11 protein-coding genes are annotated in these 14,305 nt (G+C 68.3%); 7 read left to right on the top strand and 4 right to left on the bottom strand.

The features are described from left to right. Positions 1-66 precede the first annotated feature (66 nt). Both rho and FO470_RS02630 read left to right on the top strand, forming a co-directional pair. Positions 67-1,332: a transcription termination factor Rho gene (rho, locus tag FO470_RS02635; RefSeq protein ID WP_013168580.1), complete on the top strand. Its 1,266-nt coding sequence runs from the start codon at positions 67-69 to the stop codon at positions 1,330-1,332. A 21-nt stretch (positions 1,333-1,353) separates the two neighbouring features. Then, complete coding sequence (locus FO470_RS02630; protein ID WP_246659451.1) at positions 1,354-1,734, top strand: hypothetical protein; 381 nt, start codon at positions 1,354-1,356, stop codon at positions 1,732-1,734. 287 nt (positions 1,735-2,021) lie between these two features. Here the strand turns inward: FO470_RS02630 and FO470_RS02625 are convergent, their stop codons facing one another. After that, the gene (locus FO470_RS02625; RefSeq protein WP_144341358.1) at positions 2,022-4,043 is read right to left on the bottom strand and encodes a thioredoxin domain-containing protein; all 2,022 of its coding nucleotides are present in this window, start codon (positions 4,041-4,043) and stop codon (positions 2,022-2,024) included. A 135-nt stretch (positions 4,044-4,178) separates the two neighbouring features. On the opposite strand from FO470_RS02625, the gene mnmE reads away from it, so the two are divergent. The 5 genes from mnmE to FO470_RS02600 all read left to right on the top strand — a co-directional run bounded on the left by mnmE (position 4,179) and on the right by FO470_RS02600 (position 10,076). After that, the gene (mnmE, locus tag FO470_RS02620; RefSeq protein ID WP_210244893.1) at positions 4,179-5,528 is read left to right on the top strand and encodes a tRNA uridine-5-carboxymethylaminomethyl(34) synthesis GTPase MnmE; all 1,350 of its coding nucleotides are present in this window, start codon (positions 4,179-4,181) and stop codon (positions 5,526-5,528) included. A gap of 193 nt (positions 5,529-5,721) precedes the next feature. Beyond that, a complete protein-coding gene (gene mnmG, locus FO470_RS02615; RefSeq protein ID WP_144341356.1) occupies positions 5,722-7,578 on the top strand; it encodes a tRNA uridine-5-carboxymethylaminomethyl(34) synthesis enzyme MnmG in 1,857 nt (618 codons plus the stop codon). 24 nt (positions 7,579-7,602) lie between these two features. Then, the gene (gene rsmG / locus FO470_RS02610) at positions 7,603-8,274 is read left to right on the top strand and encodes a 16S rRNA (guanine(527)-N(7))-methyltransferase RsmG (RefSeq protein WP_144341355.1); all 672 of its coding nucleotides are present in this window, start codon (positions 7,603-7,605) and stop codon (positions 8,272-8,274) included. Positions 8,275-8,287: 13 nt separating this feature from the next. Then, complete coding sequence (locus FO470_RS02605) at positions 8,288-9,154, top strand: ParA family protein (protein ID WP_272482961.1); 867 nt, start codon at positions 8,288-8,290, stop codon at positions 9,152-9,154. Positions 9,155-9,164: 10 nt separating this feature from the next. Further along, positions 9,165-10,076: a ParB/RepB/Spo0J family partition protein gene (locus FO470_RS02600; protein ID WP_144341353.1), complete on the top strand. Its 912-nt coding sequence runs from the start codon at positions 9,165-9,167 to the stop codon at positions 10,074-10,076. A gap of 15 nt (positions 10,077-10,091) precedes the next feature. On the opposite strand, the gene holA is transcribed toward FO470_RS02600, so the two are convergent. Genes holA through leuS form a run of 3 tightly spaced genes read right to left on the bottom strand, consistent with a single transcriptional unit; the run spans position 10,092 to position 14,289 of the window. Beyond that, the gene (holA, locus tag FO470_RS02595; RefSeq protein WP_144341352.1) at positions 10,092-11,117 is read right to left on the bottom strand and encodes a DNA polymerase III subunit delta; all 1,026 of its coding nucleotides are present in this window, start codon (positions 11,115-11,117) and stop codon (positions 10,092-10,094) included. Between the two features lie 6 nt (positions 11,118-11,123). Beyond that, positions 11,124-11,690 carry an LPS assembly lipoprotein LptE gene (locus tag FO470_RS02590; RefSeq protein ID WP_246659450.1) on the bottom strand — a complete coding sequence of 189 codons (567 nt, stop codon included), beginning with the start codon at positions 11,688-11,690 and terminating at the stop codon, positions 11,124-11,126. Then, entirely contained in the window at positions 11,677-14,289 is a 2,613-nt protein-coding gene (leuS, locus tag FO470_RS02585) for a leucine--tRNA ligase (RefSeq protein ID WP_144341351.1), read from the bottom strand. The genes FO470_RS02590 and leuS overlap by 14 nt, the downstream gene beginning before the upstream one ends. Positions 14,290-14,305: the final 16 nt, after the last annotated feature.

Genomic DNA, 14,305 nt, shown 5'->3' with positions numbered 1-14,305 from the left:
TTGCAGTCCCGGCGGGTTCTATCGCTTGGCCGGGTCTCTCCAATATCGATATCGAGGCCTTTTCCCATGGGGGAAATGAAGCTCCAGGACCTCAAGTCCAAGAATCCCGCCGAACTTCTGGTGTTCGCCGAGGAACTTGAGGTCGAGAACGCCAGCACGCTGCGCAAGCAGGAGCTGATGTTCGCCATTCTCAAGCAGCTCGCGGCCCGCGAGACCGACATCATCGGCGAGGGCGTGGTCGAGATCCTCTCCGACGGCTTCGGCTTCCTGCGCTCGCCGGATGCCAATTATCTGCCCGGGCCCGACGACATCTATGTCTCGCCCAGCCAGATCCGCCGCTTCGGGCTGCGGACCGGAGACACGGTCGAAGGACAGATCCGCTCGCCGAAGGACGGCGAGCGCTACTTCGCCCTCCTCAAGGTCAACACGATCAATTTCGAGGATCCGGACAAGATCCGGCACAAGATCAACTTCGACAACCTGACCCCGCTCTATCCCGACGAGCGGCTGAAGCTGGAAATCGAAGACCCGACGCGCAAGGATTTTTCCGCTCGCGTCATCGACATCGTGGCGCCGATCGGCAAGGGCCAGCGCGGCCTGATCGTGGCGCCGCCGCGCACCGGCAAGACGGTGCTGCTGCAGAACATCGCGCAGTCCATCACCACCAACCATCCCGAGTGCTACCTCATCGTGCTGCTCATCGACGAGCGGCCGGAGGAAGTCACCGACATGCAGCGCTCGGTGAAGGGCGAGGTGGTTTCCTCCACCTTCGACGAGCCGGCCCAGCGCCACGTGCAGGTCGCCGAGATGGTGATCGAGAAGGCCAAGCGCCTCGTCGAGCACAAGCGCGACGTCGTCATCCTGCTCGATTCGATCACCCGCCTCGGCCGCGCCTACAACACCGTTGTGCCGTCCTCGGGCAAGGTGCTGACCGGCGGTGTCGACGCCAATGCGCTGCAGCGTCCCAAGCGCTTCTTCGGCGCGGCGCGCAACATCGAGGAAGGCGGCTCGCTGACGATCATCGCGACCGCGCTCATCGAGACCGGCTCGCGCATGGACGAAGTGATCTTCGAAGAGTTCAAGGGCACCGGTAACTCCGAGGTCATCCTCGACCGCAAGGTTTCCGACAAGCGCGTCTTCCCGGCGATCGACATCACCCGTTCGGGCACCCGCAAGGAAGAACTGCTTGTGCCGGCCGATGTTCTGAAGAAGATGTATGTGCTCCGGCGCATCCTGAATCCGATGGGCACGGTCGATGCCATCGAATTCCTGGTCGACAAGCTGCGCCAGACGAAGACGAACGGCGACTTCTTCGATTCCATGAACACCTGAGCCATCGCGACGGGAGGCGGCATGAAGGCGGGACGTTTCTTCCGGCTCTTCGTTGTCACCCCCGTGCTCGGGGCTCCCGTGGCTCTGCTTTCCACGATGCCGGCGGCTGCCGGCATCGCCGAGCGTGAACCCCCTTCCGCCGAATTGTGGATCTTCGTGATCGGCATTGCCGCGCTGAGCTGGGTCATGGCCTGCCGGCGCTGGTGGCTGCCGCTCACCGTCTGGCTCCCGGCCGCGCTGTTCATCTCTGGCCTCGTCGCCGACTTCGCCGACCCGGTGATCGGACCGGCGGTGCGGGAGGAACTGGGCCTTGCCTACATCTTCCAGGCCGACCTTGCCGGGGCGCTGATGCTGGTGGTCCCGCTGATGTTCGCGAATATCCGTTTCGGCCGGAAGGAATAGGCCGCGCCCGGTAGAGGCGGCATTTTCGCAAGGCGAACTACTACTAGATGCCTCATTGCAATGAATGAGGCTGTTTCGTAGGCGAAACGATAGCCTTCAGAAATGACTCAGGACGGCGATTTGACCGTCTGTCCGATCCATCCATCGGAAAAGGCTGAATGACCGTCAGCAGCGATTTCTGAGGAATCGCGGGCATCCGGCGAAAAATGCCCACAACTTATCCACAGCCCTGTCCCCAGATCGCCGATTTACCCCCGGAGGAGGGGCGAGGTCCGGTCGCACTCCTCTCAGCCGATTGATGGACCCGCCGACCGCACGGCTTCGGCCAGCCGATTGGCTTCCGTAACCGGCAGCGAACAGACGGAGCCGGCGCAGACGAAGGCGGCATCGCCGTCGATCGCCTCCATCTTTTCCCGCGCGGGATGCCCGGCCGGAAGTGCGGCGTCGTCGGTGACGTGCTGGATGACAAGATCGGCGCGCGGCAACCGGCGGGCGGTGTCGAGCAGGGACACGGCCGTCTCGCCTTGGCCGACAACGACGATCTCCGGTGCGCGCAACCGGCTGTCGAGGGCGTTGAGCAGGCCGGCATGGCTGTAGAGATGGGGGGCGGCACGCGGCAGCAGGCCGGCGAACAGCCGGTCGGCGCGCTCGCGGTAGCGTTCCTCGCCGGTCAGCGTCGCTAGGCGCACGAGATTGCGGGCGATCAGCGCGTTCGGATTGGTGACGGCATCGTCGGCGGTGGCGTCGGGGCGCAGGATCAGCCCTTCGGCATCGTCCGCGGTGAGGTAATAGCCGCCATCCTCGGCGGCGTGATGGGCCTCGAGTTCGGCCTGCCAGGCGACGGCGCGGTCGAGATAGGCGGCGTCTCCGGTCGCCTGATGCAGGGCGAGGGCGGCACCGATCATTGCCGCATAATCGGAGGAGAGGCCGGGAAAGACCAGCCGTCCCTCCCGCCAGCTATGGCCGAGACGCCCGTCCTTCACCATCGATTCGGCGATGAAATGGAAGGCACCGGCGGCCAGCTCGATCCATTCCGGGCGACCGAAGCGGGGTGCGGTGCCGGCGAGGGCGGCGATCATCAGCCCGTTCCAGTCTGCCAGTACCTTGTCGTCGCGTCCGGGCGGCACGCGCGTCGTACGCACCGCCAGCAGCTTGTCGCGCAGCAAAGCGAGCCGGGCCTCGTCGCCACCGGAGCGGTCGACCTCCTTCAATCGATTCGGGATCGAAACGCCCTCCCAATTGCCGAAGGGCGCGATGTCGTAGTGGCGGGCGAAGAACTCGGCATCTTCCGCGCCGAGCGCGTCGAGCACCTGCTTGAGCGTCCAGACGTAATAGCGGCCCTCATGGCCTTCGGAATCGGCATCGAGGCTGGCGGCGAAGGCGCCGCCTTCGGTCATCATCTCGCGCCGGAGCCAGCCGACCGTTTCCTCGGCGCGGGCGCGGAAGAGGTCGGCGAGCGTCTCGGAATAGGCGAGGCCGAGCAACTCCAGGATCTGCGCATTGTCGTAGAGCATCTTCTCGAAATGCGGCACCAGCCAGTGGTCGTCGACGGAGTAGCGGGCATAGCCGCCGCCGATATGGTCGTAGATGCCGCCTTCGCTCATGCCGTCGAGCGCGTGCAGCGCGGCGTCGCGGAAGCGCTGCCGGCCGGTGCGTTCCCAGGCGCGCCAGAGCAGATCGAGGAAGGGCGTGTTGGGGAATTTCGGCGAGCCCTGCAGCCCGCCATGCTCGGGATCCATGATGCCGAGAATGCGGCCCGCCGCTTCGTCGAGCTCGGCGGGGCCGATCACCACCTGGCCGGCGGGACGCGCCTTCTGGCGCAGCCGCTCCAGCAGGGCGGTACGGTTCTGCGCGATGCGCGGATCGCCGGAGGCATAGGCATTGGCCATCGTCCGCAGCACGTCCACGAAGGCGGGCTGGCCGTATTTCGCTTCCCTGGGGAAGTAGGTGCCGCCCCAGAAGGGAGCACCCTCGGCATCGAGGAACATGGTCATCGGCCAGCCGCCCTGCACGCCGAGCTGCTGGAGCGCCGACATGTAGATCTGGTCGACCTCGGGTCGCTCCTCGCGATCGACCTTGATGTTGACGAACAGCTCGTTCATCACCGCGGCCGTGGCTTCGTCCTCGAAGCTCTCATGCGCCATGACGTGGCACCAGTGGCAGGCGGCGTAGCCGACGGAGAGCAGGACGGGCCGGCCGGTGCGGCGCGCCTCCGCGAACGCCTCGGGCTGCCACTGCCACCAGTCGACGGGATTGTCCTTGTGCTGGAGCAGATAAGGGCTGGCGGCGTCGGCGAGGTGGTTGGGCAAGGCGTCTCTCCGGCTTATGACAGGGTCTTGCTGTGGGCGGTGCTGTTGGAGCGGCGCGAGGCGTGGTTTTTCGGGGCCGTCTCAAGAGATAGGGCGTAGCGGGTGAGTGTGCAGGAGGGAAGCGGAATTGGCACGGTGACGTCGGGCGGCGGCACCATCGCGGCGGTCTCCTCGGGAAGCGGCGGCGCGGTCGCGGTCATCCGCATTTCCGGGCCGGCGGCGGGGCCGGCCGTGCGGGCGCTGGCGGGCCGTCTGCCCGAGCCGCGCCGGGCGGCGCTGGCCAGGTTGCGCAATCCGGGGGATGGCGAGTTGCTGGACGAGGGGCTGGTGCTCTGGTTTCCCGGCCCGCGCAGCGCCACCGGCGAGGACATGGCAGAGTTGCAGATCCATGGCGGCCGCGCCGTTGTCACGGCCGTGCTGGCGGCACTGTTCGCCCTGCCGGGCCTGCGCCCCGCCGAACCCGGCGAGTTCACCCGCCGCGCCTTCCTCAACGGGCGGATGGACCTGACGCAGGCCGAAGGCCTCGCCGATCTCATCGCCGCCGAGACGGAGGGGCAGCGCCGGCTCGCCTTCGCCCATGCCTTTGGCCATCTCGGCCAGCGGGTGGAGGAGTGGCGGCGGCGGCTCATCCGGGCGATGGCGCTGATCGAGGCAGGCATCGATTTCGCCGAGGAGGACGACGTACCGGCGGAGGCACGTGCGCTCGCCCGGCCGGAAGTGACGGCGCTGCTCGCGGAGCTGCAAGCGGCGCTTGCCGACCGTCGTGGGGCGATGGTGCGCGAGGGCGCGTTGGTCGCCATCGCCGGGGTGCCTAATGCCGGCAAGTCGTCGCTGCTCAACGCACTCGCCGCACGTGACGTCGCCATCGTCTCCGATGAGCCCGGCACCACCCGTGACGTGCTGGAGGTCGCGCTCGATCTCGGCGGACACAAGGTGACGCTCGTCGACACGGCCGGGCTGCGCATGGCGGAGGGCAAGGTGGAAGCCGAGGGCATCCGCCGTGCCCGTGCCCGGATCGCCGAGGCGGACCTCGTCCTGTGGGTGCACGATGCGGCGGGTGGACCGCCGCCGGTGGAGCGACCGGAGATCGAGGCGGAAGGCGCGGAGCTGTGGCTGGTCGCCAACAAGCTCGACGCGCCGAGCGCCGCCGCGCCGATGGGGTCCGGCTGGGCCGGGCAGAGCTTTTCGGTATCGGCGAAGTTCGGCACCGGCCTCGATGCGCTGACCGAGGCGGTCGGGGCTTTCGTCGCCGAGCGCGCACGCGGCAGCGAGCACCCGGCACTGATCCGCGAGCGTCACCGCGCCAGCGCGGCGGAAGCGGCGGGCCGGCTCGGCTTCGCTCTCGACCGGTGGGATCATCTCGACGATGAGTTAATGGCCGAGGAGCTGCGCCTCGCCGGACGCGCGCTCGGGCGGATGACCGGGGCCATCGGCGTCGAGGATCTGCTCGACGTGGTGTTCCGCGAATTCTGCATCGGTAAGTGAGGCCGTCGAGACGGGGATTCACGTGAAACACCGGCGCATGCTGGTCCGATTCGTAAACGAAATGTTTCACGTGAATCAGCGCCGTTCACCAATCCCGATATTTGCCCTCGTTCGTTTGGCTTGACGCCGCCATCTTTCGCGGGCTTGAAACAGGCGAATGGACGCGCGCCCATATGGTGCGGATCGGGCAGCCATGAACGAACACGATCTTTCCTTCGACGTCGTCATTGTCGGCGGCGGACATGCGGGCACGGAAGCGGCGGCGGCGGCCGCGCGGCTCAGCGCGCGCACCGCGCTGGTCACGCACGCCTTCGCCACCATCGGTGCCATGTCCTGCAACCCGGCCATAGGCGGTCTGGGCAAGGGGCACCTCGTGCGCGAGATCGATGCGCTGGACGGGCTGATGGGCCGGGTGGCGGACCAGGGCGGCATCCAGTTCCGCGTGCTCAACCGCCGCAAGGGGCCGGCCGTGCGCGGCCCGCGCGCGCAGGCCGACCGCAAGCTCTATGCCGCCGCCATGCAGCGGGCGATCGATTCGCAGCCGAACCTTTCGGTCGTGGAAGGGGAGGCGGATCGTCTCCTGATGACGGATGGCCGCGTCCAGGGGCTGGTCCTGGCGGATGGCCGGGTGGTCGCAGCCGGCGCCGTCGTCATCACCACCGGCACCTTTCTCAACGGGCTGATCCATATTGGCGACCGGCAGATGCCGGCCGGGCGGATGGGTGAACAGCCGGCGCGCGGCCTGTCGGGTTCGCTCGCCGCCATCGGCCTGACGCTCGGGCGACTGAAGACCGGCACGCCGCCGCGCCTCGACGGGCGGACCATCGACTGGGCGGGGCTGGAGATGCAGGACGGGGACACGCCGCCGGAACCCTTCTCGACCCTGACCGAGGCGATCACCAACCGGCAAGTCCAGTGCGGCATCACCCGCACCACGCCGGAAACCCATGCGGTGATCCGGGCGAACATCGAGCGCTCGGCGATGTATTCCGGGAACATCCGTAGCGTCGGTCCGCGCTATTGCCCGTCCATCGAGGACAAGATCGTCCGCTTCGGCGAGCGGGAAGGGCACCAGATCTTCCTCGAGCCGGAGGGACTGGACGATCCGACCGTCTACCCCAACGGCATTTCCACCTCGCTGCCGGAGGACGCGCAGCTCGCTCTGCTCGCGACCATTCCCGGCCTTGAGCGGGTGGCGATGCTGCGGCCCGGCTACGCCATCGAATATGACCACGTCGATCCGCGCGAACTGCAGCCGACGCTGGAGACCCGCAAGGCGAAGGGGCTTTTCCTGGCCGGGCAGATCAACGGCACCACCGGCTATGAGGAGGCGGCGGCGCAGGGATTGGTCGCCGGGCTCAATGCGGCCCGCCGGGCGGGCGGCATGGAGGGCGTGACCTTCGACCGGGCGGAAGCCTATATCGGCGTGATGATCGACGACCTGGTGACGCGCGGCGTAAGCGAGCCCTACCGCATGTTCACCTCGCGTGCCGAGTACCGCCTGTCGCTGCGGGCCGACAATGCCGACCAGCGGCTCACCGATCGCGGTGAGGCACTCGGCCTCGTCGGCACGGAGCGTCGCGCGCGTTTCGCCGCGAAGCGGGAGGCGCTGGAGCGGGTGCGCGAATGGAGCCGCTCGGTGTCGCTGACGCCGGCGGAAGGCGACCGGCATGGGCTGACGCTGAACCGGGACGGCCAGCGCCGCAGCGCCTTCGATCTCCTGTCCTATCCGCATGTCGGCTGGGCCGACATCTGTCGGATCTGGCCGGAGGCGTCGGTGGAGGAGGCGCGCATCGGCGAGCAGGTGGAGATCGACGCGAAATATGCCGTTTACCTGCATCGGCAGGAGGCGGACATCGCGTCCTTCCGCCGGGACGAGGCGGCCGAGCTTTCCGAGGTGGACTATCGCGGCCTTGCCGGAATCTCCAACGAGATCAAGGCCAAGCTGGAATCGATTCGCCCCCGTACCATTGGCCAGGCGAGCCGCATCGATGGCATGACCCCGGCCGCCCTGGCATTGCTGGCGGCGCATGCGCGCCGCGCGCGGTAGGTTCCGAGCCGCTATACTGCGCTCATGACCGAAAGCGATTCGTCCGACCGCGCCCGCGCGCTGCAACTCACGCCTGTTTCACGTGAAACAGAGCAGCGGCTCGATGCCATCGTCGCGCTGCTGGAGAAATGGCAGCGGACGATCAATCTCGTCGCGCCGGCGACGCTGCCGCAGGTCTGGACACGCCATATCGCGGATTCGCTCCAGCTCGTGCCGCTGGCGGGGGAGGCGACCCGCTGGGTCGACCTCGGCTCCGGCGGGGGCTTTCCCGGTCTCGTGGTCGCGGCGGCGCTGGCCGAGCGGCGGGAGGCGGACGTGACCCTCGTGGAGAGCGACAGCCGCAAGGCGGCTTTCCTGCGCGAGGCGGCGCGCATCGCGGAACTGCCGGTGACGGTGCTGCCGGCTCGTATCGAACAGGTGGCGCCGAAGATCGCCACCGGCGTGGAGATCGTCTCCGCCCGCGCGCTTGCGCCATTGCCGAAATTGCTGGAGCTGGCGGTGCCGTTCCTTGCGCAGGGGGCAACGGGACTGTTCCTCAAGGGACAAGATGTTGATAACGAATTGACCCAAGCCTCTAAATCTTGGAAACTCAAGGCTCAGATCAAGGGCAGCCTGACCGATCGTGGAGGCCATGTCCTGATCGTCCGGGCGGCCGAGCCGCTGGTATCGACGTCACCGGGCTCCGCGCCCGTTTAGCAGGATCGACATCATGACGGATGAGGTTCCGCTCGCACCGAACGCGCCGCGCCCGATGCCGCGCGTACTCGCTCTCGCCAACCAGAAGGGCGGCGTCGGCAAGACCACGACGGCGATCAATCTCGGCACCGCGCTGGCGGCGATCGGTGAGACCGTGCTGATCGTCGACCTCGATCCGCAGGGCAACGCCTCGACCGGGCTCGGCATCGACCGGCGCAGCCGCCGCGTCTCGACCTATGACGTGCTGACCGGCGAGGTCGAGTTCCGCGACGCTATCCTCGAGACGGCGGTGCCGCGACTGCACATCGCGCCTTCCACCATGGACCTTTCCGGCGTCGAGCTGGAGTTGGCCGGGCAACGCGACCGCGCCTATCGACTGCGCGACGCTATCCGGCGGCTGAACGCCCCGTCGGGGATGTCGATTCGCCAGCGGAACGATATCGACTACACCTATGTGCTGATCGACTGCCCGCCCTCGCTGAACCTGATCACGGTCAACGCCATGGCGGCGGCGAACGCCATTCTGGTGCCGCTGCAGTGCGAGTTCTTCGCGCTGGAAGGCTTGTCCCAGCTTCTGAAGACGGTCGAGCAGGTGCGTTCGACGCTCAATCCCGATCTTACCATCCACGGCGTCGTGCTGACCATGTTCGACGCGCGCAACAATCTCTCCAGCCAGGTGGTGGAGGATGTGCGCCAGTTCATGGGCGAGAAGGTCTACGAGACCATCATCCCCCGCAATGTCCGGGTGTCGGAGGCGCCGTCCTACGGGAAGCCGGTGCTGCTCTACGATCTCAAATGCGTCGGATCGCAGGCCTATCTTCGTCTCGCATCCGAAATAATCCAGCGCGAGCGGACCTTGCGCGCAACGGCGGCAGCGTGAGGAGGGCGTAATGGCGATGGCGGAAGACGGCGGACGTTCGCGGCTCGGGCGCGGCCTCGCGGCGCTGATCGGCGATATGGGCGACGACAGCGGCGCGGCGAACGATCGCGGCCGGTCGGGCGGCGGCGCCCGCAAGGTGCCGCTCGCCTTCCTGCGCCCGAACCCGCGCAACCCCCGCCGTACGTTCGCCGAGGAGGATCTGGAAGACCTCGCCGCCTCGATCCATGAGCGCGGCATCATCCAGCCGATCGTGGTCCGGCAGGTGGCCGGCGAGCGCGATGCCTATGAGATCGTCGCCGGCGAGCGCCGCTGGCGGGCCGCCCAGCGCGCCGGCGTCCACGAGGTGCCGATCGTCGTCGTCGAGGTGAACGACCGCGAAGCGCTCGAGATCGCGATCATCGAGAACGTCCAGCGCGCCGATCTCAACCCGCTGGAGGAGGCGGCCGGCTACCAGTCGCTCGCCGATCAGTTCGGCTATTCGCAGAACGATCTGGCGCGGGTGATCGGCAAGAGCCGCAGCCACGTCGCCAATACGATGCGCCTGCTGCGCCTGCCGGAGACGGTGAAGGAATATCTGGCGGATGGGCGCCTTTCCGCCGGCCATGCGCGCGCGCTGCTGACCCAGGACGATCCGGAAGCGCTTGCCCGGGCCATCGTCGAGCAGGGCATGAACGTGCGCGCCATCGAGGCGCTGGCGCAGGAGCTGAACGTCGCCAAGGCGGAAGCCGCCGGCAAGCCGCCGCGCAAGCCGAAGACGATTCCGGCGCTCGATGCCGACACCGCCGCGCTGCAGCGCAAGCTCTCCGACGAGCTGGGCCTTCAGGTGACGTTGAAGCACGATGGCGAGGCGGGCGAGATCCGCATCCGCTATTCCTCGCTCGACCAGCTCGACGAGGTGTGCCGCCGCCTGGCGGCGGGCTGAGGCGCCCGTTAATCGCTAGCCGCGCCGGGCCTGACCGGCGATCTGCAGAAGAACCCGTTCCGCCACCGAGGGGCCGAGCGCCGCGTTGCGGCGCGCCGTCAGCAGCGCGTCGTCGAGGGCCAGAAGGGCGGTCTCCAGCCGTGCCGCGGTCCAGCTCCGAAGCGCCTTTTCGACCAGGGGCTTGCGCCGGAAATGGATCGCTGGCCGGGCGCCCTCGACCGCGCGCTCGACGCTGCCGCCGGTCTCGATGCCGAGACGCATCTGGTGCAGCGACTGCGCCGTACGGCACACCGCGCCGAGGATGATGTCCGCCCGCATGCCCTCGCCGATGGCCTTGGCGAAGGCCGTCGACATGTCTCCCGGCTGGCCGGCGAAGGTGCCGTCGGCGATCTCGTCGAGCGCGAGGCTCGAGGCGTCGCCGACGATGGCGCGCACATGTTCGGGCGTGATGCGCGGCTCGCCGGCGGCATAGAGCAGCAGCTTGGCGATCTCGCCGCGTGAGGCCAGCCGGTCGCTGCCCAGAAGGCCCAGCAGCTCGGCACGCGCGTCACGCTCGATGGAGATGCCGGCTTCCGCCGTCATGGTGTCGATCAGCCGGGAGAGGTCGCGGTCGGTGTCGGCGTAGCAGGTGATGGCGAGCGCGTGCGGCGAGCCCTCGCAGAGCGCCCGCAGGCCGGTGCCGCGCTTGAGGTCGCCGGCCTCGATGACCACGATGGCATTGGAGGGCGGGGAGGCGAGGAGAGCTTCGACGGCGGGGACGATGTTGCGCGCGCCTGCCCGCAGCGAGACCACGCGCCGACCGCCGAACAGCGCGACCGTGCCGGCCTCGTCGACCAGCCGGCCGGGATCGCCGGAGATCTCGTCACCGTCCAGGCGGACGATGCCGAACGGATCGTCCGAGCCTTCGGCGGCGCGGGCGAGATAGGCGCGGGCGCGCTCGCGCACCAGCCCGCTGTCCGGGCCGAAGAGCAGGAGCACCGGGCGCAGCGGATCGATACGCGTCAGCGTCGCCTCGACGTCGCCCGGCCTGACCGCAACCATGGCGGTTCAGCTCTTGGGCGCGCGCGTCACGAAGAAGGAGGCGAGCTGGCTCTTGATCGATTCGGCGGCGACACGAGCCGAGCGGTTCTCCGCATCGCGGATGGCGCGGGCGCGGGCGAAGCGCTGATAGCCGCTGTCCAGCGAGGCCTTGCCGAAGGCGTTGCCGGTCTTCAGCGGGGTCTTCAGGTCGCCGACATCGAAGAGCTGCCAGTCGACGTCGACGGTCACCAGTTCGACTTCCGGCAGGCCGGTGAGCGGGCTCACCACGGCCGCCTCGGTGGTCGAGTTGCGGACCTTGAGGATCAGCCGGTAGGGAGCGCCCACCGGGTTCCCGGCGCCGCCGGTCAGCTCGAAGATCAGGTCGTTGCGGACCTCGTTGCCGACGCGGCCGCCGGCGAAGGCGACCTCGACCTGGCTGAGGTTCTCGGCCAGCGCCGATCCCTGGCCCGGCGTCGTCTCGGCATACATGGGCTGGAAGCAGCCGGCGGTGGAAGCGGCGAGCAGCCACGCGCAGGCGAGACTGAGCAGGCGGCGGCGGGAGGGCATCGGGTTCATCCGGTCAGGCGACGACATTCACAATCCTCTGCGGCACCACGATGATACGCTTCGGCGCGCGTCCGTCGAGTGCCTGCGTGACGACATCGAGGGCAAGCACCGCCTTCTCGACCTCGCCGGGCGCGGCGTCCTTCGGCACGACGATCTCCCCGCGGCGCTTGCCGTTGATCTGAATCGGCAGCGTAACGGTGTCCTCGGCGAGCAGGGCGGGCTCGACGGCCGGCCACCGCGCCTCGGCGGCGAGGCCGGCAGCGCCCAGCACCTGCCAGCATTCCTCGGCGAGATGAGGCACCATCGGCGCGACCACGGCAACGAGGAAGGCCGCCGCCTCGCGCAGGGCGAAGGCGAGATCGGCCGGCACGTCGCCGCCCTTGCGGGCCGCGACCAGCGCATCGCCGAACACGTTGGCGAAGCTGTGCACGCGGGCGACGGCGACGTTGAAGCGCAGGCGCTCTACATCGTCCTCGACCTGCGCAGCGAGCTTGTGCGCGGCACGGCGCAGCGCAATCGATTCGGAGCCGAAATCAGCCGGCCGGGCGACGTCTTCAGGCGCCAGGGCGAGGGCGTCGCCGACGAGGCGCCAGATGCGCTGCACGAAGCGCCAGGCGCCCTCGATGCCGGCGCTGGTCCATTCGCTGTCGCGCTCGGGCGGGGTGTCGGCCAGCATGAACCAGCGCGCGCAGTCGACGCCGTAGGTGTCGGCGACGATCTCCGGCGGCACCACGTTCTTCTTGGACTTCGACATTTTCTCGGGCGCGCCGATGGTCACGGGCTCGCCCGTTCCCACCTTCACCGGCTGCCCTTCGGCGTCGCGCTCGACCTCCTCGGGGAACAGCCAGCGTCCTTCCGCGTCCTTGTAGGTCTCGTGGACGATCATGCCCTGGGTGAAGAGGCCGGCGAAGGGCTCCTCCACCGACACCCGGCCGAGCTTCTTCAGCGTGCGGATGAAGAAGCGCGAATAGAGCAGGTGCAGGATCGCGTGCTCGATGCCGCCGATATACTGGTCGACCGGCAGCCACTTGTCGGCGGCGGCCTTCTGCAGCGGCGCGGTGCCGGGCTCCGAGGCGAAGCGCGCGAAGTACCAGGACGAATCCACGAAGGTGTCCATGGTGTCGGTCTCGCGCCGGGCCGGGGCGCCGCATTGCGGGCAGTCGACATGCTTCCACGTCGGATGGCGATCGAGCGGGTTGCCGGGCTGGTCGAAGGTCACGTCGTCCGGCAGGCGCACCGGCAGCTGGTCCTCGGGAACGGGAACCGGGCCGCAGGCGTCGCAATGGATGATCGGGATCGGGCAGCCCCAATAGCGCTGGCGCGAGATGCCCCAGTCGCGCAGGCGGAAATTCACTGTCCGCTCGCCGACCGGCGCGTTGCCGAGAACGTCGTTCTCGAGCCTCGCGGCGACGGCTTCCTTCGCCTCGGGAACCGCGAGGCCGTCGAGGAAGCGGGAATTATAGAGCGTGCCGTCGCCCTCATAGGGGCCGTCGGCGACCGAGAAGGTCGCGGGGTCGGCGTCCGGCGGCAGCACCACCGGGGTGATCGGCAGGCCGTATTTGCTGGCGAAGTCGAAGTCGCGCTGGTCGTGCGCCGGGCAGCCGAAGATGGCGCCGGTGCCGTATTCCATCAGCACGAAATTGGCGACGTAGACCGGCAGATCGGGACCGCCGAGCGGATGGCGCACCTTCAGTCCGGTGTCGAAGCCCATCTTCTCCTGCGTCTCGATCTCCGCCGTCGAGGTGCCGCCGCGGCGGCATTCCTCGACGAAGGCGGCAAGCGCCGGATTGCCGGCGGCAAGTGTCTCGGTCAGCGGATGGCCGGGGGAGAGCGCGAGGAAGGAGGCGCCGAACAGCGTGTCCGGGCGGGTCGTGTAGACCTTGATCTCGCGGGGCAGGTCGGCCGGCGCGTTCTCCAGCGCGAAGCGCACGTGGAGGCCCTCTGAACGGCCGATCCAGTTGCGCTGCATGAGGCGCACCTTGTCCGGCCAGCGGTCCAGCGTGTCGAGGCCGTCGAGCAGCTCCTGCGCCAGCGCGGTGATGCGGAAGAACCACTGGGCGAGCTTGCGGCGCTCGACCAGCGCGCCGGAGCGCCAGCCGCGGCCGTCGATCACCTGCTCATTGGCGAGCACGGTGTTGTCGACCGGGTCCCAGTTCACTTCGCTCTCGCGGCGGTAGACGAAGCCGCCCTTGAGGAATTCGAGGAAGATGCGCTGCTGCTCGCCGTAATATTCCGGGTCGCAGGTGGCGATCTCGCGCGACCAGTCCAGCGACAGTCCCAGCAGCTTGAGCTGGTCGCGCATGGTGGCGATGTTCTCGTAGGTCCACTTGCCCGGATGGGTCTTGCGCTCGATCGCGGCGTTCTCCGCCGGCAGGCCGAAGGCGTCCCAGCCCATGGGGTGCAGGACGTTGAAGCCCTTCATGCGCTTGAAGCGCGCGACGACATCGCCCATCACATAGTTGCGGCCATGGCCGATATGGATGCGCCCGGAAGGATAGGGGAACATCTCGAGCACGTAGTATTTGGGACGCGGATCGTCGTTGCGGGTGCGGAAGATGCCGCGTTCGTCCCAGATCTTCTGCCAGCGGGGCTCGGCCTCGCGGGCATTGTAACGCTCGGTGGTCATGGCAGGCTTCTATATG

This window comes from Ancylobacter moscoviensis (assembly GCF_007559435.1).
Taxonomy (GTDB): domain Bacteria; phylum Pseudomonadota; class Alphaproteobacteria; order Rhizobiales; family Xanthobacteraceae; genus Ancylobacter; species Ancylobacter moscoviensis.
Note: the sequence above shows the minus strand (reverse complement) of the source record. Positions and strands in the feature narration are given on the sequence as shown.